Annotated in this window: 20 protein-coding genes; 11 read left to right on the plus strand and 9 right to left on the minus strand. The window is 65.1% G+C overall.

From position 1 onward, the window contains the following. The first annotated feature begins 182 nt into the window (after nt 1–182). Complete coding sequence (locus FRC98_RS13640; RefSeq protein WP_230467601.1) at nt 183–1,007, plus strand: DUF547 domain-containing protein; 825 nt, start codon at nt 183–185, stop codon at nt 1,005–1,007. 8 nt (nt 1,008–1,015) lie between these two features. On the opposite strand, the gene FRC98_RS13645 is transcribed toward FRC98_RS13640, so the two are convergent. Together FRC98_RS13645 and FRC98_RS13650 are read right to left on the minus strand one after the other, a co-directional pair. Continuing rightward, entirely contained in the window at nt 1,016–2,629 is a 1,614-nt protein-coding gene (locus FRC98_RS13645) for a HEAT repeat domain-containing protein (protein WP_146981996.1), read from the minus strand. A gap of 7 nt (nt 2,630–2,636) precedes the next feature. Further along, nucleotides 2,637–3,608, minus strand: coding sequence for an alpha/beta hydrolase (locus tag FRC98_RS13650; protein WP_230467602.1), 972 nt, complete (start codon nt 3,606–3,608; stop codon nt 2,637–2,639). Nucleotides 3,609–3,933: 325 nt separating this feature from the next. On the opposite strand from FRC98_RS13650, the gene FRC98_RS13655 reads away from it, so the two are divergent. The 7 genes from FRC98_RS13655 (at nt 3,934) to FRC98_RS13685 (ending at nt 13,498) form a co-directional block, all read left to right on the plus strand. Then, nucleotides 3,934–4,365, plus strand: a complete 432-nt coding sequence (locus tag FRC98_RS13655; protein WP_146981998.1) for a hypothetical protein — start codon at nt 3,934–3,936, stop codon at nt 4,363–4,365. 416 nt (nt 4,366–4,781) lie between these two features. Then, nucleotides 4,782–6,215, plus strand: a complete 1,434-nt coding sequence (locus tag FRC98_RS13660) for an OmpP1/FadL family transporter (RefSeq protein ID WP_230467603.1) — start codon at nt 4,782–4,784, stop codon at nt 6,213–6,215. Nucleotides 6,216–6,318: 103 nt separating this feature from the next. Continuing rightward, nucleotides 6,319–7,224 carry a hypothetical protein gene (locus FRC98_RS13665; RefSeq protein WP_146982000.1) on the plus strand — a complete coding sequence of 302 codons (906 nt, stop codon included), beginning with the start codon at nt 6,319–6,321 and terminating at the stop codon, nt 7,222–7,224. A gap of 415 nt (nt 7,225–7,639) precedes the next feature. Beyond that, nucleotides 7,640–9,832: a beta-propeller domain-containing protein gene (locus FRC98_RS13670; protein WP_230467604.1), complete on the plus strand. Its 2,193-nt coding sequence runs from the start codon at nt 7,640–7,642 to the stop codon at nt 9,830–9,832. A gap of 346 nt (nt 9,833–10,178) precedes the next feature. Next, nucleotides 10,179–10,997: a hypothetical protein gene (locus tag FRC98_RS13675; protein ID WP_146982002.1), complete on the plus strand. Its 819-nt coding sequence runs from the start codon at nt 10,179–10,181 to the stop codon at nt 10,995–10,997. Nucleotides 10,998–11,353: 356 nt separating this feature from the next. Continuing rightward, nucleotides 11,354–12,181, plus strand: coding sequence for a hypothetical protein (locus FRC98_RS21590; RefSeq protein ID WP_230467605.1), 828 nt, complete (start codon nt 11,354–11,356; stop codon nt 12,179–12,181). A 489-nt stretch (nt 12,182–12,670) separates the two neighbouring features. Next, entirely contained in the window at nt 12,671–13,498 is an 828-nt protein-coding gene (locus tag FRC98_RS13685) for a hypothetical protein (protein WP_146982003.1), read from the plus strand. Between the two features lie 493 nt (nt 13,499–13,991). Here FRC98_RS13685 and msrA read toward each other — a convergent pair whose 3' ends face one another. Then, nucleotides 13,992–14,642, minus strand: coding sequence for a peptide-methionine (S)-S-oxide reductase MsrA (msrA, locus tag FRC98_RS13690; RefSeq protein WP_146982004.1), 651 nt, complete (start codon nt 14,640–14,642; stop codon nt 13,992–13,994). A gap of 225 nt (nt 14,643–14,867) precedes the next feature. Here msrA and FRC98_RS13695 point away from each other — a divergent pair, with 225 nt between their 5' ends. Beyond that, nucleotides 14,868–15,284 carry a hypothetical protein gene (locus FRC98_RS13695; RefSeq protein ID WP_146982005.1) on the plus strand — a complete coding sequence of 139 codons (417 nt, stop codon included), beginning with the start codon at nt 14,868–14,870 and terminating at the stop codon, nt 15,282–15,284. Nucleotides 15,285–15,580: 296 nt separating this feature from the next. On the opposite strand, the gene FRC98_RS13700 is transcribed toward FRC98_RS13695, so the two are convergent. The 3 genes from FRC98_RS13700 to FRC98_RS13710 all read right to left on the minus strand — a co-directional run bounded on the left by FRC98_RS13700 (nt 15,581) and on the right by FRC98_RS13710 (nt 18,715). Next, nucleotides 15,581–16,123 carry a YaeQ family protein gene (locus FRC98_RS13700; RefSeq protein WP_146982006.1) on the minus strand — a complete coding sequence of 181 codons (543 nt, stop codon included), beginning with the start codon at nt 16,121–16,123 and terminating at the stop codon, nt 15,581–15,583. Nucleotides 16,124–16,159: 36 nt separating this feature from the next. Next, complete coding sequence (locus FRC98_RS13705) at nt 16,160–16,579, minus strand: nuclear transport factor 2 family protein (RefSeq protein WP_146982007.1); 420 nt, start codon at nt 16,577–16,579, stop codon at nt 16,160–16,162. A 297-nt stretch (nt 16,580–16,876) separates the two neighbouring features. After that, complete coding sequence (locus FRC98_RS13710) at nt 16,877–18,715, minus strand: DUF7305 domain-containing protein (RefSeq protein WP_146982008.1); 1,839 nt, start codon at nt 18,713–18,715, stop codon at nt 16,877–16,879. A gap of 261 nt (nt 18,716–18,976) precedes the next feature. Between FRC98_RS13710 and FRC98_RS13715 the strand changes: the two genes are divergently transcribed. Beyond that, complete coding sequence (locus FRC98_RS13715) at nt 18,977–19,627, plus strand: DUF2267 domain-containing protein (RefSeq protein WP_230467606.1); 651 nt, start codon at nt 18,977–18,979, stop codon at nt 19,625–19,627. Nucleotides 19,628–20,258: 631 nt separating this feature from the next. Here FRC98_RS13715 and FRC98_RS13720 read toward each other — a convergent pair. The 3 genes from FRC98_RS13720 to FRC98_RS13730 all read right to left on the minus strand — a co-directional run bounded on the left by FRC98_RS13720 (nt 20,259) and on the right by FRC98_RS13730 (nt 23,044). Continuing rightward, on the minus strand, nt 20,259–20,951 hold the full coding sequence (locus FRC98_RS13720; RefSeq protein WP_146982010.1) for a DUF4336 domain-containing protein: 693 nt from the start codon (nt 20,949–20,951) through the stop codon (nt 20,259–20,261). Between the two features lie 146 nt (nt 20,952–21,097). After that, nucleotides 21,098–22,447: an MFS transporter gene (locus FRC98_RS13725; RefSeq protein WP_146982011.1), complete on the minus strand. Its 1,350-nt coding sequence runs from the start codon at nt 22,445–22,447 to the stop codon at nt 21,098–21,100. Between the two features lie 105 nt (nt 22,448–22,552). Beyond that, on the minus strand, nt 22,553–23,044 hold the full coding sequence (locus FRC98_RS13730) for a SixA phosphatase family protein (protein ID WP_146982012.1): 492 nt from the start codon (nt 23,042–23,044) through the stop codon (nt 22,553–22,555). Nucleotides 23,045–23,500: 456 nt separating this feature from the next. Here FRC98_RS13730 and FRC98_RS13735 point away from each other — a divergent pair, with 456 nt between their 5' ends. After that, entirely contained in the window at nt 23,501–24,100 is a 600-nt protein-coding gene (locus FRC98_RS13735) for an HPF/RaiA family ribosome-associated protein (protein ID WP_146982013.1), read from the plus strand. The last annotated feature ends 1 nt before the right edge of the window (nt 24,101 follow it).

The raw sequence follows: 24,101 nt of genomic DNA on the forward strand, positions 1-24,101 counted from the left end.
CCCTTAGAACCGACGTGCGGAGCGCTCTAACCCGCATGGTGAGCCGACTTTATGAAGGTCGGCTGCTGTCGCGAATGAATGCCCGCGGGAAGCATAGCGTCTTTGAGGATGTTGGGCGCGGTGGGCATTCGCGCGTATGCTACGGCGTCTGCCCCCCGACATCCCGAGACCCGGAGTCGCCGATGAAGCACCAGACCTCGATGAAGCTACAGACCCTGTTCAGCGCCGCTGCCGCGGCTTGTCTTTTCGTCCTGCCGGCCGCGCACGCTCAGGAGCGCACCCCGGAGACGACCGAGGTCGAAGCCGCGCAGAAGAGCGCCTCGGAGGCCGGCGCCGAGGTCATCGACCCGGCGCCTTTTGAGGCGCTGCTCGAGCGCTATGTCGACGCCCGCGGTCAGGTCGACTACGCCCGCTGGCACGCCAGCGCCGAAGATCGCGCGCGCCTTGGCGAGGTGGTCGAGGCGGTCGGCCAGGCCGAGGTGGAGGGGAAGAGCGCCGATGCGCGCCTGGCCTTTTACATCAACGCGTATAACGCGCTGGTGCTCAACGCGGTGCTTGAGCGCTGGCCGATGCAGAGCGTGATGAAGGCCGAGGGGTTTTTCGACAAGGTCAAACACCGGGTCGCCGGTCAGTCGCTCACCCTCGATGAGCTCGAGCACAGCCGGGTGATCCGCGCGCAATTTGAGGAGCCGCGCATTCATTTTGTGCTGGTGTGTGCGGCCAAAAGTTGCCCGCGCCTGCGCCAGGAGCCGATGCGCGCCGCCACCCTGGAGCGCCAACTCGACGCTGCCGCCCGCGAGTTCATCCCGGCGGCCACTCGCCGCACCGAGTCCGGTGTGGAGACGAGCCAGCTCTTTAACTGGTTTGCCGAAGACTTTGTAAAATCGGCCGGCTCGGTGCAGGCCTACCTTTTGCGCTACGTGCGTGATGCCGAGCTTCGTCAGGCCCTGGAAGCCGGCGCCGACGTGAGCTTTTCGGAGTACGACTGGGCGATTAACGCCCGCTGAACGCGGGCTTATTCGTCGCCAGTCGTAGCCGTCTCGGCGCGCTCGCTATCGCTCGCCGCGCCTCTGGTTTCGCCGGCTTTTGCCGGCGCGCGCACCTGGTCGGGGAAGGCGCGCCACATGCCGGCGGCGGCGAAGAGGCGCAGCACAAAGAGATCTTCAAAGAGGTTGGCCCGCAGCTCATCGATGTACTGGCCCGGGGTGTCGCTGGTGGCCAGGTACTCCAGGTAGGCCTGGCGCGTCTGCGGGTCGGTGCTTGCGCGGATGGCCTCGGGCAACTCGCCATCGGCCTCGACGCGCAGTAGCAGGTAGGCGGCCAGGGCGGCGACCTCGGCGTTGTTGGAGGCCGCCAGCGCCTCCAGGCGCGGGCTCAGCGGGGCGACGATGAGCTTGAGCTCCTCTTCGCTGCGCAGCACCATCTGCAGGGTGCGCAGCGTCTCGGCGGCTTGCTCCTCGTTTTCGAGGCGCGCGCTCAGCGTCTCGCGCCAGTCCTCGGCAAAACGCGCCACGAGCTGGCCGGCGATGAGCTTCTGCGTCTCGAAATCATCGATGCGCATCGCGCTGATCAGCGCGTCGGGCTGGGCATCCTCGCGGGCGGCGTAGAGGTTGATGGCCGCGCGCCGCACCGGCTCGCGCGCATCGCGCATCGCGATGCGCAGGCTCACCGCGGCGTCGTCGGAGGGGTTGGTGGCCAGCGCGCTGAGCACCTCGATGGTGGGCTCGACCTCCGCCCCGCGCAGGTACTCCTGGGCGCTGGGCACGTAGGTCTCATCGCCCAGGGCGGTCAGCCCCAGGGCGGCCACCCGCACAAGCTGCGGATCGATGCGGCGCTGGGGAAGCCCCAGGGTTTCCGCATCGTAGACGCCGGCGCGCTCCAGAAGAGCGGCAAAGGTCTCGCGGGCCATCTCGGCGCGGGAGCGCACCAGAATGCGACCGGCGTCCAGACGAGCCTCCAGAGGTTGTTTCGCGTCGGCGAAACGCTCGATGAACGCGCGGGCGCGGTCGGGTTGGCCGGCCTCAGTGAGCCGGGCCAGCGCCAGAGCGGCGATGTCGGGATCGGGATCTTCGACAAAACCACCGAGCTCCGGCAGCGCGGTGCGCCTCAAGGTGGTCTCGTCGCCGGAGGCCTGCAGCGCCTCAACCGTGGCGTAGGGCCCGGCCTCAAAGGCCATGCGGCGCTGGCGCGGATCTTCGGCGCGCAGCGCGCGGCTGATCATCGTGCGTCGCAGGGTGTCGCTGCCAAGCTCCAGAGCGGTGGCCACGATCAGGCGTTTTTCGGCGTCGCCGGCGCGGTTGTAGTTGGCCATCGCCTCCTGGCGAGCGCGGGGATGGTCGTGGAGGATCATCAGCCGCAGTGCGGCCACGCGCACCATGGGTGAGGGATCGTCGAGCAGGGGCTCCGAGAGCTCCACCACCCGCGGATCGTCGATGAGCTCAAGCGCACGCAGGGTCTCGGCGCGCACAAAAGGATCATCGCCCATCTCCAGCCCGCTGCGCAGGATGTTGTCGATGGTCTCCTTTTCTCCCTCGCGCAGGCTATCGGAGCTGCAGGCCATCAGTATGGCGAGCAGCATGATGATCAGCGGGCGCAAGAACCGGGTATGACGGGTGAACGCAGCGTTCAAAGCGGCCTCAGTCGTTGGCGGGGTCGCGGCGATCTTCCATAAAGAAGAGGGCGCGGGCCAGAAGATCGCGCCAGGGCTCCTCGTTGAGCACCTCGTGGTAGAGCCCGGGCAGAAGCTCCAGCTGGCGATCGTGGGAGCCCATCTGGTGGAAGAAGCGCTCGGTCTCGCGCGCGTTGACGATGCGATCATCGCCCGCCACCAGCAGCAACGCCGGGTGTTCAACTTCGCCGGCGCGCCGGTGAGCGTCTTTCATCGCGCCTACCGCCTCGGAGAACCACCCGGCGGTGGCCGTGGGGAAGTTGAGCGGGTCGCGCTCGTGATGGTCGATGACGTCTTTAAGGTGGGTCAGCGCCCCCGGGTCGATGCCCGAGGCAATCGTCAACGTCGGCAGGATGCGCGCGGCCGCAAGCCCCACCTTCTGCATCACTGGTGAGAGGTCGGGGGCGACCCCGAGCAGGGGGCTTGTGATGACAAAGGCGCGCACGTTCTGGGGCTTGCGCAGCGCCAGGCGCAGCGCGATGAGCCCGCCGTTGGAGTGCCCCATGACAAAGAGGGGAAGATCGGGCCAGCGCTGGCCGGCGCGGCGGATCAAGAGCTCCAGGTCGTCGACGTAATCGTCAAAACGCTCCACATGACCGCGCCGCCCGGTGCTGCGCCCGTGGCCGCGCGCGTCGATGGCCATCACCGCGTAGCCGGCCCGTGCCAGCGCGATGCCTACATGATCGTAGCGCGCGCTGTGCTCGGCGTAGCCGTGCATCAGGGCCACCACCGCCCGCGGCGTCACCTTCGGCGCGCGCCAGGTCTGCCAGTAGAGCTGCTGATGATCGGGGGTGCTGATGTAGCCCTCGTCGCGCTCCACCGCGTCGAGCGGCGCGCGTCTGCCCGGGGCCAGATCCTCCCAGATGTTCGGGTCAAAGGTGTCGCTCGACCATCGGATCGGGGTGAGCTCGGGGGCAGCTGCGGGCTGAGGACGTGCCATAGATGAAAGACCGGGACGAGGGAGGGGGGCAGGGGCCATTGGTGGTGAAAGTTTATCACGCTCATGGCCCGTTGCGAACCCGCGACGCGTGCGATCCAGCCGGCGAGTGCATCCCGCTTCGGGTCGACCGACGAGGCGTCTTGTGGCACGATGGGGTGGTCTAAACGCGTTTCGTCGACAACCTGATACGAACCCTCAGCCCTCTTGGGACGCGGGCTTGAGCGGGGCATCCACGCTAGACTTTTGGTAGATGGCGCACACACTTGGGCGCGCGGCGTCTTCCCTTCGCGCGCGCTTGAGAACCTTACTTTCAAGGAGTGATGTAATGAAGATTCAGAACGTGCAGTCGATGGTGTTGATGGTCGTGATGGCGCTGGGCCTGGTGCTCAGCGCGTGTTCTGGCGCCAACGAGTACCGTATGGAGTCCGGTCAGCGCACCGCCGGCGCCGAAGGCCTGCTCTCGGTGAGCTCCGACGACAACGGCAACCGCGTGGTGGCGCTCTCGGTGGCGCACCTGCCTCGCCCCGGCCAGCTCGACGATTCCATGGCCACCTACGTGGTGTGGATCTCGCCAGAGGGCACCAACTACAACTACAACGTCGGGCAGCTGCGCCTGGCCGACGATCGCACCGGCGCGATCACCTTCACCACCCCCTTCCCCAGCTTCAGCATGCTCGTGACTGCCGAGTCGCATAGCACCGTGCTCGCTCCCAGCGATCAGGTCGTGCTCAAGCGTGAGGTCGGCTCCTCGCGTTAAGGCCTGATATCGAAAGAAAGGGTCGTTTTTGCCCCCGCGACGCGACGTCGCGGGGGCATTTTTTTGCCGGCGAGCGGGGTATGCCGCGCGACCCGGGGTCGGGGGTAGCGGGGTATGCAACCGTCCGAGAGAGGGACATTGACGAGCAACGATGCGGTCGATGGTCGTCTCTCGGACAGACGCGGCGGGGTATGTCGCGGCATAGGCGACAAAGCGCAGCGGGGTAGATCTCGGGTCGAGGAGGACGCGCCGGGAAGGCCACGCCGCCGCCCGCGATCTTCGAGGCGACGTGGTGTAGACTCGCCAGCGTGGCAGTGAACCTTGTATCCCCCATCACACGCCCTAAGGTGGGGCACCTCGCATGGGTACGCGAATGTGGGTGCTCAATGAAGATGATCTGGATGAAGGAGAACGCGTTGGCATCACAACTCTCCCGAGCGCGCGCGCTGGCCGCGCTCAGTGTGCTCCTCGTTGCGCTGCCCTCGACGGCCGCGGCCAACCCCTTTGATGTGTACGGCTCCGGGGCGCGCTCGGCGGCGATGGCCGGCGCCCAGGTGGCCTCTGCCGAGGGACCGGCTGCCGTTTATGATAATGTGGCCGAGCTGGCCTTTGCTCGCCCGGGCATTCGCCTGGGGGCGTTTGCCACGCTGGGTCAGGCGCAGATTTTGCTCAAAGAGCGGCCGGCCGGCTATGACGTGCCCGACCTCGACGGGAACTCCCCGGCGCTGCCCTCCGATCAAACGCGGCGAGGACGTTCCGACACCATGGAGCTCGCGCCGCTTTACGGGGTGGTGATCGGCGCTGTGACCGATTTTGGCAGCGAGCGCACCCGCGGCGGCGCGGTGGTGATGCTGCCGACCAATGGTCTTTTGAGCATGCAGACCCATTTTGCCGATGAGCGCGAGCGGGCCTTTAGCAACCAGCTGCATTTTGAGCTGATTGGCGAGCGTCTGCGCCGCCCGGTGATCGAGGCGGGGATTGCGCGCGAGCTCACCGACTGGCTCAGCTTTGGCGTCGGCGGCACCTACCTGCCCGGCGCCCGTGCCACCACCGAGGCCTACGTGCGCGACCCCGCCGACCAATCCGACGTGGGGCTCAACGCCGACATCCAGACCACCAACGCCTGGGGCCTTCTGGCCGGTGCGACGCTGACGCTTCCCGCCGATCTTCGCCTGGGGCTTGTCTACCGCGGCCAGGTGGCCTTTGCGATCGAGGGCGGCAACGAGGTGCAGGTGCGCGGCGCGGGCTCCGGCGAAGACACCCGTCAGGTCATTTCGTGGATTCCCACCTCCTCGCCAGCCTCGCTGCGCCTGGGGCTTGCCTGGTCGCCGGGCGATGTGGTGCTGACCGCCGACGCGCGCCTGACCTTCTGGTCCTCCCACCTCGACACCCAGGGTCAGGACGCCGGCTTTACCGACACCCTGGAAGCTCGCCTGGGCGCCGAGTGGCAGAGCTCTGCCGACACCCGACTTCGCGCAGGCCTGGGCTTTGTGCCCTCACCGGTTCCCGCCCAGACCGGTCGCACCAACTACGTGGACAACCACCGCGCGCTGGCCTCGATTGGTGCCGAGCATCGCTTCGCGCTCTGGAAGCGCGAGGTTGTGGCCGCCTGGTACGTGCAGGCCCACCACCTGCTCTACCGCACCACCGACAAAGACGCGCTCAGCTCCTATCCCGACTGCGCCCCCGGCGAAACGCGTCTCTGTGACGAGGTCCCCGACGACACCCGCGACCCCCGCACCGGCCAGCCCTACGCCGAGGCGCAGGGCCTGCAGACGGGCAACCCCGGGTTCCCGGGTTTTAGCTCCGGGGGCTGGCTGGGCGCGGTGGGCTTTGAGCTTCATTACTGAAGCAACGCCCGAGGTGCGGGTGTGTTAGGGTGTGTAAGTTGTTGATTTTGTGCAGGTATCAGGCGTTTTAGAGGCGCGTATTCATCGCAGTAGAGGCCGTACGATGAGAGAAGTAGCGCAGAGAGATGGGCGGTGGGGCGTGGCGTTGGTGCTCCTTTTGAGCGCGGCGGGCTGCCAGGTGGAGCGTGGCGAGAGCAGCTTTGAGGCGCAGACCTTTGAAGATGTGGGAACCCCCGAGGTCGGGCCTTCGGGCGACGTGGGCCTCGGCGATGGCGAGGGCGCGGGCACCCTGGGCGGCGTGTGGCTTCAGGCCCACCGCGCGTCGAGCTGTGTGCTGGGCCAGGAGCAGGTCTCGATGGGCTATTACGTCGTCACGATCGCCGAAGATGGAGAGCTCCTCGATGAGGAGCGCACCCTCTGTGAGCTGGAGCTCAGCCCGGTGCTCGGGCTTCGCCCCCTGGTGCCGCCGGCGGTCGTTGAGAGCATCGTCACCCCGGCCATCGACCAGGGCTTTGTCACGCGCCCGACCACCGGCGGGGCCTACACCTCGTCGACCGAGGTGGGGCTCTGGGGCCTGGAGCTCGACGATCCTGTGGGCGACGCCATCCCCACCGAGGCCGGTGACCCGGCGGTGGTCGACGCCGATGAGGATGGCGAGCCCGGGGTCACCCTGGAGATCGCCGGCAGCAACTGCCGTCGCTACATGGCCCAGCGCCAGATCGTGCGCTACACAGGCCGGCTCACAGCCCCCAACCTCATCGAAGGCAGCAGCGCCACGACCACCCGCATGGAGGTCTACGGCGCCTCGGCCTCCCTCTGCGCCATCGCGCCGGATGTGGAGCCCAACGACGCCTTTAGCACCTTCAAGATGGTGCGCATCGACGGGCTGGGCGGCGCAATCAACCTGGATGACGACGGCGACGGCACCATCTCCTGCGCCGAGGCCGCGCCCTACTTCGCAGAGGTGCTCAGCACCCGCGAGCCCGACGCCGAGAACTGCCGCCCCTGAGCGCAACCTCGCCAGAATCGGCCTCGAAAAGTCTGACCGTGGGTCATGTTTTCATCTGACCCTGGGTCAGCGCACACCCGCATAAAACCTGTGTGTGATGCGACCCCGGGTCTTCGTGCTGCCTGACCGTGGGTCATGTTTTGAACGGACCCGGGGTCGCACGAAGACACGTGTATGACCCTGGCGTCGAGGTCGCGGGCGACGTCGTTCGAGCGAAAAATATTCGAAAAAAACGATCTATTTTCAGCGCTTAGGCGATCCTGGCATCGAGATTGCTCTAGTCGTAGACCATCACCGCGACGATGCTGGAGACGAAACTCGCCGAATCGTCGCAAACTGGCACCACGCAAGGCGCAAGACGACGTTCGACGACGACACGATGACGCTAACCCCCAAAAAATCTGAGAGGTCCGCGATGAAAAAGTCTCAAAATTCTGAACGATGGCATCGATGGCTGCCGCGCGTCGCCGCGACGGTCGGCGCTGTGACGATGGTCGCCGCCTGTGGCGAGCCCGATGACGCGCCCCGCCGCGACGCGACCTCCAGCGCGAGCTTCCGACTCTTGCCCGCCCAGAGCTGCGAAGACGTGCGCGACGACGTTGTCGACTCGCTTACCGAGCAGGTTCTGCAGAACCATTACAGCGAGTACTGGTGGGGCGGCGTCGACTTCGATGCTGGTGCTCCCGAGCCCGGCGCTCCCGAGGCCGGTGACGACAACGCCGGCGGCGACCGCGGTGAGAGCCCCACGGAGTTCACCGAGACCAACGTGCAGGAAGAAGGCGTCGACGAGCCGGACATCGTCAAGACCGACGGCGACTACATCTACACGGTGGCTGACGGCTCGCTGCAGATCCTCAAGAGCTGGCCGCCGGAGGACACCGACCGTGTGGGGCGCTACGACTTCCCGCAGCAGGCCTACCCGCACAGCCTCTTCCTTAAGGGCGACCGCGTGGCCGTCTTCAGCTCGATCTGGCAGGGCAACTACTACTACGACGAAGTCGGCACCGATGACGGTGTCACCCCCGACGGCGATCGTGAGCCCGGCGAGTACGTGGAGCCCTTCTACGGCACGCGCCTGACGATTCTGGATGTGAGCGACCGCACCAACCCCGTCATCGAGCGCCAGGTCGATATTGAGGGCAGCTACACCGACGGCCGCATGATCGACGATAAGGTCTACGTGGTCAGCAACGGGGCGATGCGCAACATCAACGTCTGGCAGTACATGTACAACAACGAGATCCCGGGGCTTCCCGAGCGCGATCACGAGACGACCCCCGAAGAGCTCGAAGTCATGCGCGATGAGGCCCGCCCCATCGTGCGTGCCTACCTCTCCGATGTGCTCGCCAACGAAGATGTGCAGAGCTGGTTCCCCCGCCAGCGTATTCTCGACCACGACGGTCAGGTGCTGGTCGAAGAGCCGCTTTATGAGTGCGACGAGATCTACATGACGGATAACGCCAACCAGCTTGGCGTGCTGTCGATCTCCAGCTTCGATCTCGATACCAAGACCACCATCGACTCCACGGGGCTTCTGGCCAACGGCTGGCAGGTCTACGCCTCCCAGGACAACCTCTACGTGGCGATGAGCAGTCGCTGGTGGTGGTGGTGGGGTGGCGGCGGTCGCCAGAACGAGTCGCATATCCACAAGTTCGCGCTGCACCCCGACGGGCAGCCCGAGTACCGCGCCAGCGGCAAGGTCGACGGCTGGTTGCTTAACCAGTTCTCCTTCAGCGAGTACGAAGGTCACCTGCGTGTGGCGACCACCGACAACCGCTGGGATTGGGATCAGGAGACTGGCGAGCAGACCGATTCGGGCGGCAACCACGTCATCATCGTCAAGGAAGAGGCCGGCGAGCTCGTGGAGACCGGTTCGGTGCGCAACCTTGCCCCGACCGAGCGCATCTACAGCTCGCGCATGATGGGCGACCGCGGTTACATCGTGACCTTCCGCGAGACCGATCCGCTCTACACTCTGGACCTCTCGGACCCCAACGATCCGAAGGTGCTTGGCGAGCTGAAAATCACCGGCTTTTCGAGCTACCTGCACCCCCTGAGTGACGATTACCTCCTGGCGATCGGCCGCGACGGCGATGAGAACGGCGTGATGAGCGGCGTGCACCTTCAGGTCTTCGATGTGAGCGACATGAGCGATCCGAAGCTCAAGCATCACCACGTCATCTCGACTGGCGGCTGGTCCTCCGACAGCGAAGCCATGTGGAACCACCACGCCTTCACCTACCAGGCTCGCCTGGGCGTGCTCAGCGTGCCGATGAACATCTGGGAGAACGACGAGCGCTTCACCGGCCTGATGCTCTTCCAGATCGACGCCGAAGAAGCGGTCGAAGACGCTGGCATTACCGAAATCGGCCGTGTCAGCCACGGCGACCTGGTGGCCGACTCGCAGTGTCTGCGCTACGGCATGGAGATCGGCTGCGCCCAGGAAGACTACTGGGGCTGGTACTCTCAGATGCGTCGCAGCATCATCATGAGCAGTGAGAATGGCGAGGAGTTCGTGTACTCGCTGAGCGACGTGGGTCTGAAGGTGAACAACGTCTTCAACACCGACGAAGAGCTGGCCTCGGTGCTCTTGCGCGAGCGTTTCTAAGCACGTGATTCGGGCGCCCGAGTGTTGGGTGGGCGCCTGAGGTTGCAGCGAGATTTCAACGAGGGAGCGAGGTGACTCGCTCCCTCGTTGCGTTACCTGCTACGGGGTATATGCCCGTCCCGGGGACGGGTGTAGGTCAGTGTTTATGCGGGTGAAAGGCGGTCGAGGGGGAGGCCAGGAGGGGTATGTACGCATGCGTGATGCCGCGTTGAATCGACCCCCAGAAGTTGCTAAAGATGCTCTGACCGCCTTCCCCAGAGATACGCGCACGACGAAAGGATGACGCGAGACGTTTTGCGTTCTCAACTTCAACGCGTCCGGCTGCGCGCGAACCTGAGAGACTACGATGACGAATCTTTTGAAGATGTGTGCGATGGGGCTTGTGCTGGGGCTCTCGGTGTCCTGCATCGAGATCAACAACATCACCCCGCCCGCCGACGGTGGAAACTCCCAGACCGACCCGGACGCCGGCGACAGCAATGACGTGGGCGGCGAAGACGACGCCGGCGACACCGTTGATTCTGGCGACGACGAAGATGCCGGCAGCGATGAAGACACCGGCAGTGATGACGACACCGGTAGCGATGAAGACACCGGCAGTGATGATGAAGACGCCGGTAACGATTCTGGCCCTGTGCCAGCTTGCGATGAGAACTTTCTGCCGGAAGACGCCTGCGGTGGGGAGATCGTAGGGAGTTGGACTCTGGATAGCATTTGCAACGATGCCAATCTGGTACCCACCATTCTCCCTCCCACCTGTGCCGAGGCCGAGGTGGTTCATTATGAAGAGATCGCCACGGGCATGTTGACGGTCAGCGCCACCAACTTTGCGCGGCTGATCGAGATCGATGTCGAGGTCCTAACCCACGTGCCCACCAGTTGTCCGGAGTTGGTATTCGGCGGGTGCGAGGAGTATGAAGTCGTCGCCAGCTCCTTCTCCGGTCTGGACGCCTCCTGTGTGCTCAATCAAGGCGCGTCGCGATGCGAGTGTGAGTTGACCGGGAGCTTTATGAGCGAAAGCGACGGTTCTTACAGCTACGAGGATGGGACGGTGGTTGTTGGCGACCGGACCTTCGATGTCTGTCGCTCCGGCGGCGGGATTACCCTTCGTCCTCGCCCGGAGAGCCAGGACACCCCTGTTTTTGTCGAAGTTTACGGTCGCTGAAGGTCGGTCAGCGTAAGAGCGTGAGAGCCTCTGAGGGGCGGTCTCTCGGAGTGGGGCGTCACGCCGGTCGTGACGCCCCACGGTTGCGCCCTCGCTTCGACGCTGCTCGGTCGCCTCGGCGGGGTATAGGTCCATCCCAGGGACGAACAAAAGCCAGTGTTTATGCGGGTGATGTTCGACCCACGGTCGGACGAAGCGGGGTATAAGAAGGCGGCGAGTGTGAGTTTGAAGCGCGAGCTCAAAGTCGCTAATTCTGTGGGAATGGATTTCAAACAAAAGAGACGCGCGGTGCAGAGCGACGCCAGACACAAGACCTCTGCGAGGAGCCCGAGCGCGCGTTATCAGGAGAACATGTCATGAATTTTGATCTAAAAATCTGCGCGTTGGTGGCTGTGCTCGCGCTCTCGTCGGCCTGCATCGAGATCAACAACGTCACGCCTCCGGCCGACGGTGGAGATTCGCAGGTGGAAGACGACGCCGGCGACCTCAACGACGGCGGCGCCGAAGACGACGCCGGCGACCTCACAGATGCCGGAGACGAGCACGATACGGACTCGCCGCAAGACGTCGGAGACACGCCGGACACCGGCATCGAGGAGGATACAGGCATCGAAGAGGACACGGGCGATGATCCCGACACCGATCCGGGAACTGTGCCTGCCTGCGATGAGACCTTCACCCAAGAAGACGCCTGCGGGGGGGATATCGTGGGAAATTGGACCTTCGAGAGTCTCTGCCCGCAGGAGACCATTGAGGCCCTGGCGCTCTATTCAAACTGCGAGGACGCAGAGTTGGTGGAGTTTGAGATGTCGGCGCGAGGCTCGATGGAGGTGAGCGCGTCGAACTTCTCGCGTGCTGTGGAGGTGGATGTCGACGCCGTGGCCCATATCCCGCTCAGTTGCCCGTCGATGCTATTTGGGGGATGCCAGGGTCATGAGAACATGGTCAACTCATTCTCCGACCTGGAGACGACCTGCGTCACGAACGAGGCCGCGGGGCGTTGTGAGTGCGACGTCACCGGCACCTACGTGCGGGAAGCCAACGGCGGCTATACCTACAATGATGGCGAGTTGAACGTTGACGGGGTGATCTACGATGTATGTGCAGAAGGGGGTGGTCTCACCATGCGTCTTCGTCCCGACGATCCCGGAGCGCGCTTTCTGGTGGAGGTCTACAGCCGCTGAAGGTCGGTCGAAGTGATGAGCGACGTGCCCTGTGGGGCGGTCTCTCGAAGTGGGGCGTCGCCTGGTGCGACGCCCCTTTTTTTGCGTCTTCGCTGTGGTGGAGTTTTGAGGATGCAGGGCGGCAGTTGTCCGTCCCAGGGACGGACAAGGTCCAGGTTTTATGCGGGTGAGGGGCGACCCAGGGTCATGCCGGGAGGTGACCGTGGGTCATGCCGGGTGGTGACCCAGGGTTATGCTGGAAGCTGACCCAGGGTCACATCAGGGGCAGCGTTTATGCGGATGAGACGCGACCGTGGGTCGTCCTCGGTTGGGATGTGTGGGACGGCTACCCGGCGCGAACGCGTCCCGGGGTTGATCTTGCGACCGACTCGGCGCTACAACACCAGCGTTGACCCCTACTTACGGACAGAAATGATCGTCGGAGGTCGCGCTGTGGTGTAAGGCGCGCTGAGAGGCGATCGGAACGACGAGGCGAAGATGCGCGGTGCGATGAAGCGATGGCTGGTGGTGTGTGTGGCGGCGATGATGGTGACGGCCTGTGGTGATGACGGCGTCGGCTCCAACGCTACAGACGCCGGGTTTGATATTGGCGAGGAGTCCCCGGACGCCGGCGACACCGGTGCCAATGACGAGGACACGGGCAGCGACGAGGACACCGGCTCCAACGAGGAGGACGCCGGCGGCGATGAAGATGCCGGCACGGACGAAGATGCCGGCACGGACGAGGACGCGGGCACGGACGAAGATGCTGGCACCGACGACGACGCCGGCACCGACCCCGATCCGGCCCCGGCCTGCGAGCCGACCTTCGGTCCGGACGACGCCTGTGGTGAGAGCATCGAGGGGACCTGGAGCTTTGGTAACGCCTGCACCGATTTTGATTTTGCGTCGCTCCTCTCCACGGTCTGTGATGGATCGACGGTGGAATCGCTCGACGTGAATACCGACGGCACCCTGGTGGTCACGGCCGATAACTTCGCCCGGGCGATCACCATCGAGGCTGAGGCGCTCGTCTACATTCCCGCCGACTGTCAGGCGATCGGGTTTCTCGGCTGCGAAGGGTTCGGGGATATCGCCGGCTCGGCCGACCCGAACGTCGAGGTGAGCTGCGTCACCAACGCGACCGCCGGCCGCTGCGAGTGTGATGTGGCGGGCACCTACGAAGAAGAGAGCGCCGGGGCCTACACCAACGAGGGTGGCGTGGTCACCGTCGGCGAGGAGGTCTACGACGTGTGCGTCAGCGGCGACTCGATGAGTGCTCGCCGTCGCTCCGAAGACGAGCAGCGCCCGAGCTTTGTGGAGATCTACACCCGCTAAAGGTCGGTCGAAGTGGTGAGTGACGTGCCCTGTGGGGCGGTCTCTCGTAAGTGGGGCGTCGCGCTGAGCGCGGCGCCCCATTTTTTTGGCGTGGAAAGACGGAAGACTCCGGCCCTGGAGCTAAAAATTTAGCTCGATGGGCGGAAGGTTCCGGCCCAGGAGGCAAAAATTTACCTCGAAGTGCGGAAGCTTCCGGCCCTGGAGCTAAAAATTTAGCTCGATGGGCGGAAGCTTCCGGCTCTGGAGGCAAAAATTTACCTCGAAGTGCGGAAGTTTCCGGCAGGTGGGCGAAAAATTTGCGCGACAGGGCGGAGCTTTCCGGTAAGTGGGTGAAAAATTGACCTCGGAGTGCGGAAGTTTCCGGCCGTGGAGGCAAAAATTTATCCGGGTGGGCGGAAGTTTCCGGCCGTGGAGGCAAAAATTTGCCTGGATGGGCGGAAGTTTCCGGCCTCTGAGCCAAAAAATTACCTCGGTAGGCGGAAGAATCCGGGTTTCAGGCGCGCCAGCCGGTGGGGCAGCTCACGCCGGTGCCTCCGACGCCGCAGTAGCCGCCGGGGTTTTTGGCGAGATATTGCTGGTGGTACTCCTCGGCGTAATAGAACTCCGGGGCGTCGAGGATCTCGGTGGTGGGCTCGCCATAGCCGGCCGCGGCAAGCTCGCGGGCGTAGGCTTGAAGGGAGGCCTGGGCGGCGTCGCGCTGGGCCGAGGAGGTGACGTAGATGCCGCTTCGGTACTGGGTGCCCACGTCGTTGCCCTGGCGCATGCCCTGGGTGGGGTCGTGGCCCTCCCAGAAGACCCGCAATAGATCGTCGTAGCTGATGCGCTCTGGGTCGAAGACGACGCGCACCACCTCGTTATGGCCGGTCTGCCCGCTGCAGACCTCGCGGTAGGTGGGGTTGGGGGTGTAGCCCGCGGCGTAGCCGGCCTGGGTGGAGTAGACGCCCTCGAGCTGCCAGAACTTGCGCTCCACGCCCCAGAAGCATCCCATGCCGAAGATCGCCACTTCCATCGACTCGGGGAAGGGGGGCTTAAGCGGGGTGCCGAGCACAAAATGGGTCTCGGGGATCTCGAAGGGGGGCTCCTCGCGGCCGGGGAGCGCGTCGTCGGGGTGGGGCATCTGGGCTTTGCGGGAGGTGAAAAACATGGTCGTGACCTGGGAGTCGGGGGAGGTGGTCGGAGGGTGGCGCGCGCAAAGGCTGCGGTCGACCCCATCAACCGGGCAACGCCGGGGAGCGCCGGGGCATTTCAGCCTGGAAAAGTTCTCTGGCGTGGTGGGAAGGGTTTGACAAGGCGCGCGGCGCATGATGAGAAACTGCGACCCCCACACGGGGGTAGATCGCAACCGGAGTCGTAAAAGAGGGCAAGAAACATGCGTTTGCAGCAGGGACTTGATGTCATTCATCGTCAGATCGAGGAGTGGGCCGAGGCCGCCGGGGAGGTCCTCGATGGCGAGTCGGTGGACGGGTTTGTGGACCTGGCCACCGAGCTTTTGACCCACATCCAGGAGATCGTCGAAGAGCTCGATCTCGACGGGGAGACCTTGCGCGTGCCCACCGGCCAGGTGGGGGTCAAGGAGGTCGGCGAGGGGCTGGGGATTGCGCTGGCGCAGGCCTGGGAGCTTCTGGAGTTCGGGCAGCGCCCCTCCGAGCTGCATTTTGACCAGATCGAGCCCCTGCTCATCGCGATGGCCGAGCTGCTGGAGCTCGATCCGGAAGATGACGAGGCCGAGGAAGAGGTGGAGCGCGTCACCGCGCTGCTCGACGAGTTTTTGTCGGACACCTACTGATCGTTTCGATCACCTCGATCACCCGGCCTCTCCGGCCGGGTTTTTAATCCACAGCCGGGGGGGGAGACGCGTCGCTTCGGGTGACCGTGGGTCGTCGTTTTTGGTGACCGTGGGTCGCGTGTGAGGCGCATACGCTAAGGGGTCGAGGCGACCGTGGGTCGTCATTTTTGGTGGCCCTGGGTCATCGTTTTTGGTGACCGTGGGTCGCGTGTGAGCCGCATACAATAAGGATTTGGTGCGACCCACGGTCGTGCGCGTATCCTGAAAAAGTCGCTGTTTTTTATGGCCTGAAAAATTTAGCGAGGGTCGCGCAGGGTGTGCACGGGGCTGCTCAGCGTGGCGTCGCCCAGGGTGATGTAGAGCTGGCCTTCGCTGCGCAAAACGTCCCAGCGGTTGGTGCGGTCGAGCTTTTCGGCCAGCGCCTGAATGAAGTCGGGCGCAAAGGCGATGAGCGCGATGGTCTCGGCGCGGTGGATCTGGCCGCTCTCCAGGTCGCTGAGGGTGGGGGCGGGGTCTTTGTGGGTGTAGACGGCGACCTGGTCGGCGGTTTTGGCAATCTTGTGGAGGCGGTCGGGGGCGGGCTGCCCGATCTCGATCCACAACAGGATCTGACCGGTGAGGTCGTAGATGGCGATCGTGGGATCGTCTGGGGTGCTGACGCCGCGGCCAAAGTCGATGCCCTCGCCATACTCCAGGCAATACGCCAGCAGACGTGTCACCAGGTAGAGGTCGGTCTCGGAGGGGTGCTGGGCCAGGCGCAACTCCAGCGTCTCGTAGACGCCGCGGTCGACGTCGGAGAGGTTGATGTCGAAGCGGCGCATCGTGGCGCTCAAAGCCATGGTGTCTCCACGAGAAGTTGAAAAGCGTGCCGAAGGTCAGTCGTCACCGGTCGACGAGCCCTCGCCGAGAAGTTCGGCGAGCGCGCCGGCCTGCGGCATGACGATGTAGGAGGTCAGGTTAAGCAGCAGCGGGGTGGTCGAGTCTACCCGAGTAAAGCGGTAGACGTCGCAGAAGGCATAGCTGCGCTCCTCACCGGAGGCGGTGGCCACGCGCATCGTGCCGTGAACCACGCCTTCATCCTGGCTGGCGAAGATGCTGCGAAGCTCCATCCCGCGGGTCTCGCTGTGGGCGAAGACCTCAAAGGCCTCGGCCAGGGCGTCTTTGCCCTCGATGACCATCACGCCCACGATTTCCCAGCGGATGTCGTCGGCGGCGTGCTCCAGGATGTACTCAAAATCGCCGCCGGCTAGCGCGTAGTTGAGCGCCGAGAGAAGCGGGTGCAGATCGGTAGACATCGTCGGAGGTCGCCTGGGGCCTGGAGGGTGGACGTCAGATGCGTCGGGTACGCAGGACGCGATGATGCGCAGTTTTTGCGCGGTGCCGGGCCAGCGCGGCGCCGGGGATGTACCGCATGGGGAGGGCCCGCGTCACGGTAAATCGACATAAGTTAACATTTTCACGTTGATAGCCGGCGTGTGTGGGGGGCCTACTCTCGGCCTTAGAACGACCGGGGGTCGCCGATCACCCGCATCAGCGGCGGATGAGGGGCGACCCCGCGTGAAAACTCAACTCAGCTCAGCGTGAGACGGCGCTCAGGGCACGATGCACACGCCGTCCTGGCCGGCGGAGGCCGAGCACATGCCGCTGCAGCAGTCGGTGGGACGCGTGCAGGGCATGTAGGCCGGCTGGCAGGAGAGCAGGGCGCAGACGCCTTCCTCGCAGCGCAGGGGGCTGCAGCAGTCGGAGTCGGTGCTGCAGGCCTCGTCGGTGCTGGCGCACACCGGATCGGGGTCGGGATCGACATCGGGCTCGGGGCCGACATCGTCGCCGGGATCGGGATCCGGGTCGGTGTCGGGCTCGGGGCAACTTTGCCCGACGCGGCCCACGCCGCGATCGTAGTGGATGCTGACCTGGTTGTTGGCGCCGAAGCGGCTGTCGTGGAGGCCGCCGAAAATCTCGATGTCGTTGTTGGTCTCAATGCCGCCGGGCACCGCGTAGATGTAGCCGCCGACGTCGATCTGATTGTTGGATCGGAAGCCGTTGGGGCCGCCGACGTACATGCGCATCAGGGCCGGGTAGTTCGGCGATCCCAGGCGGAAGCGCTCGTTGGTGCGCACGTCGCCGGCCACGAAGATATCGAAGCTCGCGTCGGGGGTGAGCGTGATGGTGAGCTGGCCGTTGCTCTCGATGTCGCCGTCGACGTAGAGGGCGGTGTTGCCGGTGGCCACGATCGTGGTGGGCAGGTTGGGGGTGATCTCGCTCAAGTAGTAGTTGCCGCAGGGGAGCTCCAGACGCACGCCGCCGGTGGCGTTTTCCAGGACGTCGGGCTCAAGGCCGATGGTGGCGTTGTCGTTGATGTCACGTCGGCTGGCGACGATGGCGGCCACGTCGATGCGGTCGTCTTCCTCGCAGTAGGAGCAGGCGTCGCCGACGCTCACGGGCCCCTCATTGAGGCTCTGGTAGGTGACGTTGGGGTGCACCGAGGTGCCCGCCGGGACGTTGAGGTCGCCGCCGATGGTCACGCCCAGGTTGGTGTCGATGTCGCCCATCATAAAGGCGTCTTCGCCCACCGAGACCGGGTTGTTGTTATAAAAATCGCCGCCGTTGTAGAGGCGCTGGCCGATCTCGGCGCCGATGTTGAGGTTGATGCCTTCGGAGCCGGCCACCCAGAGGGTGCCGGTGACGTCGACCAGGCCGTTGGCGCGCTGGCTGCCGTTGGTGCCCACGCCGCCGCCGGGGCCGCCGGGGGTGTAGGGGCCGACCTGGCTGTCGTAGGCGTCGACCATGAGTCCGACGTTGGTCACGACGTCTTCGCAGGAGCATAAGCCCCAGCGGAAGGTGTATTCGGCAAGGTCGCCGGCGCAGGCCTGCGGGGAGCCCTGACCGGGCTCAAACGCGATGACCGGGCCGACGCCCTCGCAGCTTGCCGGACCGGGCTCCAGCGCGATGATCTCGCGGCAGGTGCCGGCCACACAGCCCTCGCCGGCGTCGCAGACGTTGCCACAGCCGCCGCAATGGTCGCTGTCGAGCGAGGTGTCCACGCACGCTCCGGCGCAGGCCTCAAGCTCTGCCGGGCAGCTCCCCGGGTCGACGCAGCTCCCGCCGGAGCAGACATCTTCACCCTCACAGACCACCCCGCAGCCGCCGCAGTTGTCAGGGTCGACGCTGGTGGGGATGCACTCCCCGTCGCAGCGGTCCTGGTAGGAGGGACAGCTCTCATCAAGGGGGGTGTCGCCGGCGTCGCCGGTATCCGAGGGGTCGGTGTCGGGGGTGAGGGTGGCGTCGGGATCGGAATTGGCGTCGAGATCACTGTCGGCGCCGGCGTCTGCGGTGGTGTCACCGCCGTTTTCGGTCGGCGCGACGTCGTCGCCGCAGGCGCTCAACAGACTTACACACAACAAACCCACCAGGGGCCAGGTCAGGTGTCGCATCCTGAAACTCCACGCTGAAAGAAGATGAAAGGCATCGGGCGTCGTAAACTCGGGGGCGCATCAACGCTACCACAATCGGGGGGCGGAGCGCAGCGACAGGGACGTAACAGGCTGTGTTATTCGGTGGTTATGGGACGGGCTCGGGACGGTCCATCGGTTGGTGACAAGCCCCTCGCTCCTACATTGCCCCCGAGGGCCGAGGCCCGGAGCGGTCGGCGCGAGTGGCGCGTCAGGTCCACTGCTTACGCAGGGAGTACGACGATGACCTACGAGATCTTTTTGATGCGGGTGGAGCGCCGAAGCGGCATCGATGACGCCGGGCTGCTCCAGGAGCTTGTGCACCGCGTGATCGTGGAGCTGGGAGGTGCGCTGAGTCGGGAGAGCGCCGAGGTGGTGGCCGAGCGCCTGCCGGAGCCGCTGGCCTCCGAGCTCCGGGCGGCCCCCCGGGGGGCTTCAGACCCGGGCATCACACCCACCGCGCTCTACACGAGCGTCGGCGAAGCGCTCGCGCTCGACGAGGGTTTTGCCATGGAGTTCAGCCGCGTGGTCTGCCAGGTGGTGAGCGAGTGCGTGGGCGCCGAGCGCCGCGCGCTGCTCATCGCGCGCCTTGGCCAGCCGTGGCGCGAGCTCTTTGAGCCCCGCAAGGCCGACTTCGGCCATCGCCCCGAGCTCGCCAGTGAGCCGGGCCCCACCGACAGCACCACCCGCGACGACCTGGCCGAGGGGCGCCCCGGGAGCACCCGTCCCTTAAGCGAGGAGAGCGCCGCCCAGCAGGACTCCATCGCCCGCGACGCGGAGCCCCACCAGGGTGAGAGACTGGCGACCAGCCACGGAAAACCCGCGCGCCGCACCCTGGCCGAGGGACGCTCCGGGAGCTCGCGATCGCTCAACGAGCCGGGGCGGCGCAGCTGAGCGTGTGGGTTGAGAATGAGACGGGTGAAAGCTGACCGTGGGTCGGGTTTTTTGCTCAGGTTTGGGTGAGCGTGGGTCAGGTTTTTTTGATCAGGTTTGGGTGAGCGTGGGTCAGGTTTTTTTGATCAGGTTTGGGTGACCGTGGGTCAGGTCGTATACCCCCTTGAAGCTGACCGTGGGTCAGGTCGTATACCCTGTATGAGCTGACCGTGGGTCAGGTCGTATACCCCGTAAAAGCTGACCGTGGGGCATGTCGGATACCCCGTAAAAGTTGACCGTGGGTCGCTCCTCATGCGCATAAATAAAGGTCGAGGTGCGACCGTGGGTCATGTCGCATACCCCGCTTAAGACGACCGTGGGTCATGTCGCCTACCTCGTCTAAGCTGACCGTGGGTCAGCTCGCATACCCCGCTTAAGACGACCGTGGGTCATGTCGCCTACCCCGTATGAGCAGACCGTGGGTCAGGCCGCATACCCCGTTTGAGCTGACCGTGGGTCAGGTTGCATACCCCGCATAAGACGACCGTGAGTCAGGCCGCATACCCCGTTGAGGCTGACCGTGGGTCAGGTCGTATACCCCGTTGAAGCTGACCGTGGGTCAGTTGCCTACTCCGATTGAAATGACCGTGGGTCACGCGCCGGCGCGCGCCAGCTCGGCGGCGAACGCTTCCTGAAAGCGGCGCTTGCCCGCCTCGCTCAGAGGTTCACCGTGGGCGATGACGATTCTTTCAAACTCCCAGTCGAGCAGCGCGGGCAGGGAGGCTGCGAAGGCCTCTTTGTCGGCGATGCCCGAGCGCAGCACCCGGGTGGGGCCGAAGCTGCCAAGGGCGCCGTTGAGGCGCATAAACATGCGCGTCCACAGGTGGGGGTGGTCGGGGAAGTGAAAGCACAGGTCGGTGAGGATCAGCGTGCCGCTCTGCGGCTCATAAAAGACGTGCTCGCGCAGTTTTGGCATGCCCTCGATGCGACGCCAGCTCAGGCTCTCTTCCAGCTCACCAGTGGGCGAGAGCGCGAGCGCCTGGTCCAACTCACCGATCTTTTCGGGGAGGCCCGGGGGGACGAGCACGCGGGCCTGAGGCCAGCGCGCCATCGCCTTTTTCAGATAGAGGTGATGAAAGAGGTTCGGGGCGATGATGGTCTTAAGCTCGCCCAGGTGGTCGATCTCGGCCTGGTCTTCATCGCTGAAGGCCACCGGGCTGATCATGGCAAGCTCGCCAGAGGGAAGCCGAATCAGGGTGCTGCGCGTGCCCAGCTGCACGCCGGCGAGTTTCAGGGGGTGGTCGATCAGCCAGATGGTGTTGGTGAAGGGGCGCAGGCGGCTCATGGCAGGTCCCGGGTTTCAGGTGAGAGGGGAGCAAGTGCGCTCATCATGGGCGAGGTGCTGAGGTGCAGCGAGATGGCATTCTGCCGCAGACCTAATCTCCCGAGGTCGCCAGGGCGCGGCGAAAAGGGTCAAAAATGATTGAAAGATCAGGCGGCGAGGGCGTCGGCGCGGTCTTTTTCGGCCTTGCGGGCGATGGCGCGGCCCTCGTCGACGTCGACAAAGATCAGGATCAGGCCGCCGACGATGAAAAAGCCGATCACCGAGAGGATCGCCTGACGGCTTGAGCCGGTGGCGATGATCATCACCGAGAAGATCGCCGGGCCGAAGATGCCCGCGAATTTTTCAAACACCGCAAAAAAACCGAAAAACTCCCCGCTCTTATGACGGGGGATCAGGCTGGCGAAGAGCGAGCGGGAGAGCGCCTGGGTGCCCCCCTGGACGGTGCCCACGAGCAGCGCGAGCAGCACAAAATGCACCCAGCTCGTCATGAAGAAGGCCAGCACGCTGATGCCCATGTAGACAAAAAGCCCGAAGAAGAGGGCGGTCTTCGTGGAGAAACGTCCGGCCAGGGTGCCGAAGATGAAGGTGAAGGGCACGCCCACGATCTGCACGAGCACAATCGAGCCGATGAGCACGCCCTGCTCAATGCCCAGCTCGGTGCCGTAGATGGTGGCCATGCGGATGATGGTGCCGATGCCGTCGTTGTAGATCAGAAAGGCCAGGAGCATCAAAAAGGCGTGCTTGAAGCCGCGCAGCTCGCTGAAGGTGTGGCGAAGTCGGCCCAGGGCGCGGCGCACCGCCTGGCCGGCCGAGATCGCCTCCTGGCCCTCGGGGAGCGGGGGCTCGGGCACCCGTCGAAAAAGGGGAATCGAGAAGGCCAGCCACCAGATGGCCACCGTAATAAAGGCCAGGCGGCTCGGGAGCGTGCTCTCGGTGGGCAAAAAGAACCAGGCCGGCTGCATGATCATCGCCAGGTTCAGGGTCAGCAGCAGGGTTGCCCCGGCGTAGCCCACGGCAAAGCCGGCGGTGGAGACGCGGTCGATCTCATGCTCGCGCGCGATATGCGGGAGCATCGCGTCGTAGAAGATCATCGAGCCGTTGGCGCCCAGGTTGGCGATCATAAAGAGGCCCGCGGCCAGCAGCCAGTCGCCCTCCTGGATAAAATACATGCCGGCGACCGCGGCGATGCCGATGCCGGCAAAGGTCCCCAGGAAGCGCTTTTTGACGGTCGCAAAGTCGGCGATCGCGCCGACCACGGGAGCGATCGCCGCCACAATCGCCAGCGCCAGAGTGGTGGCCGTGGCGAAGTGCTGGGTGGCCAGCGTGGGGTCGAGCCCCTCGGCGGCCACGCGCTGAAAGTAGATCGGAAAGACCGCCACGATGATCACGGCGTACATCCCCGTGATGGCCCAGTCGTACATCGCCCAGGCGCGCAGCTCGGGTCGGTGCAGGCCCAGCGCTTCGAGCAGGCGGTGGGTGCGAGGTGACGAGCTCATGGCGCTACTCCGTCTGGGGTGGTGTTGCTTGAAATGTCTTTAATATCAAGGGGTTGCGGGTGGGGCGTGAGGCGGTGGTTGGCCGCCCTTCAAGCCCCTATGGGCTCAGTCGAGGTCTTTCGGGCGCACGATCTGCAACAGGCGCATCGTGGAGGCCTGGCAGGCCTCGGCCCAGGAGTCGCCCGAGGCCGTGAGCAGCGCGGCGTTGGCGGTGGTCAGGGTGTGAAAACTGCCGGCCAAATAGCCCAGAACCTGCTCAAAGCCCGGGTTATGGCCGAGCACCAGCGCCGTCTCCACCTCGTCTTCCAGTGTGGCCAGGGCGTCGAGCACGTCACCTGTGCGCGGAAGGTAGAGCTCGCTCAAAAGACGCAGCTCGCAGTCGGGAAAGGAGGGGGCCATCAGCTCAAAGGTCTCGCGGGTGCGGGTGGCGTCCGAGCTGAGCGCGACCTGCGGGATCCAGCCGAGCTCGGCCAGGCGCTGGCCGACGCGGGGGGCGTCTTTGCGGCCGCGGGGGTTTAAGGGGCGTCGGTGGTCGCTTAAGCCCGGCTCGGCCCAGTCGCTTTTGGCGTGGCGCATCACAATCAGGCGGCGTTGCATCAGGAGACCTCATCTTAAAAAGGCCGGCCAGCGCCTTGGTGGGGGGCTGGCGAGTCGTGGCGCAGGGGCCGCCGGCCAAAACCGGTGGCGGGTGAGGGTAGCGGGCGAATCTTGGTCTTTTGGCAGACGGGGGTCAACGCCGCTGGGCGATCATGGCAGGGCAATCGCAAAGTCCCACGAGGTTTTTTTATGGAGAACCCACCCAGTCCGTAGGGAGGGGTCTTGTGCCCCTCCGGAACTCCCAAGGCGGGGACTTATAAAAAGTCCCCCTACGGTGGCGGGTGGTGGGGGCCCACTTTGCGATCACCCTGGCGATCATGGGGGATCAGCGGGCGTGTTTAGCTTCGAGCTTGAACAACGATGAGATGGGTCTCGGGTCCTCGGGCTGCGAGCAGCACGCCGGCTTGACCGGCCCGACCCCTGCAGCCGCAGTTGAGGCGGCGACGGAGGCGTTTTATGCGAGTACCGCTGGAGATCGCGTTCAAGCAAGTCGAGGCCACCGCCTCGTTGGAGCGGCTGGTGCGCGAGCGGGTCGATCGCCTGCCGCGCTATTTTCAGAGGATCATCGCCTGTCGGGTGGCCGTGGAGGCGGCCAGCCGCAACAACCAGCACGAGGTCACCGGCTACCGGGTGCGCGTGGAGGTGAGTGTGCCGGGCACCGAGCTTGTGGCCACGACCACCCCCCGGGTCGGGACGGCGCGCGCGGTGGTGCAGGACCCCTACCAGGCGGTGCGCGACGCCTTTGTGGCCATGGAGCGGCGCTTAAAGAGCTACGCCGGCCGGCTGCGCGCCGAGCGCAAGCCCCGGGCCAACGCCCCGCACGCGGTCATCACGCAGATCAACACCGAGGAGGGGTTCGGGTTTCTGCGCACGATCGGCGGGCGCGAGATCTATTTTCATAAAAATGCCGTGCTCAACGGCGGCTTCGCTCGCCTGGAGCCGGGCGATGAGGTGCGCTTTAGCGAGGTCGATGGCGAGGAGGGGCCCCAGGCCAGCACCGTCGAGGTGATCGGACGTCACGGGCGCCACATTATGGGCATCGTGCCCCGGGCTTAAC

It is taken from the genome of Lujinxingia vulgaris (assembly GCF_007997015.1).
GTDB lineage: Bacteria > Myxococcota_A > Bradymonadia > Bradymonadales > Bradymonadaceae > Lujinxingia > Lujinxingia vulgaris.

Bases quoted from the DNA above. Each gene is read 5' to 3' on its own strand.
- FRC98_RS13640 (WP_230467601.1), top strand. From the start codon at position 183: ATGAAGCACCAGACCTCGATGAAGCTACAGACCCTGTTCAGCGCCGCT.
- FRC98_RS13650 (WP_230467602.1), bottom strand. From the start codon at position 3,608: ATGGCACGTCCTCAGCCCGCAGCTGCCCCCGAGCTCACCCCGATCCGA.
- FRC98_RS13655 (WP_146981998.1), top strand. From the start codon at position 3,934: ATGAAGATTCAGAACGTGCAGTCGATGGTGTTGATGGTCGTGATGGCG.
- FRC98_RS13665 (WP_146982000.1), top strand. From the start codon at position 6,319: ATGAGAGAAGTAGCGCAGAGAGATGGGCGGTGGGGCGTGGCGTTGGTG.
- FRC98_RS13670 (WP_230467604.1), top strand. From the start codon at position 7,640: ATGAAAAAGTCTCAAAATTCTGAACGATGGCATCGATGGCTGCCGCGC.
- FRC98_RS13675 (WP_146982002.1), top strand. From the start codon at position 10,179: ATGACGAATCTTTTGAAGATGTGTGCGATGGGGCTTGTGCTGGGGCTC.
- FRC98_RS21590 (WP_230467605.1), top strand. From the start codon at position 11,354: ATGAATTTTGATCTAAAAATCTGCGCGTTGGTGGCTGTGCTCGCGCTC.
- FRC98_RS13685 (WP_146982003.1), top strand. From the start codon at position 12,671: ATGAAGCGATGGCTGGTGGTGTGTGTGGCGGCGATGATGGTGACGGCC.
- msrA (WP_146982004.1), bottom strand. From the start codon at position 14,642: ATGTTTTTCACCTCCCGCAAAGCCCAGATGCCCCACCCCGACGACGCG.
- FRC98_RS13695 (WP_146982005.1), top strand. From the start codon at position 14,868: ATGCGTTTGCAGCAGGGACTTGATGTCATTCATCGTCAGATCGAGGAG.
- FRC98_RS13700 (WP_146982006.1), bottom strand. From the start codon at position 16,123: ATGGCTTTGAGCGCCACGATGCGCCGCTTCGACATCAACCTCTCCGAC.
- FRC98_RS13705 (WP_146982007.1), bottom strand. From the start codon at position 16,579: ATGTCTACCGATCTGCACCCGCTTCTCTCGGCGCTCAACTACGCGCTA.
- FRC98_RS13710 (WP_146982008.1), bottom strand. From the start codon at position 18,715: ATGCGACACCTGACCTGGCCCCTGGTGGGTTTGTTGTGTGTAAGTCTG.
- FRC98_RS13715 (WP_230467606.1), top strand. From the start codon at position 18,977: ATGACCTACGAGATCTTTTTGATGCGGGTGGAGCGCCGAAGCGGCATC.
- FRC98_RS13720 (WP_146982010.1), bottom strand. From the start codon at position 20,951: ATGAGCCGCCTGCGCCCCTTCACCAACACCATCTGGCTGATCGACCAC.
- FRC98_RS13725 (WP_146982011.1), bottom strand. From the start codon at position 22,447: ATGAGCTCGTCACCTCGCACCCACCGCCTGCTCGAAGCGCTGGGCCTG.
- FRC98_RS13730 (WP_146982012.1), bottom strand. From the start codon at position 23,044: ATGCAACGCCGCCTGATTGTGATGCGCCACGCCAAAAGCGACTGGGCC.
- FRC98_RS13735 (WP_146982013.1), top strand. From the start codon at position 23,501: ATGCGAGTACCGCTGGAGATCGCGTTCAAGCAAGTCGAGGCCACCGCC.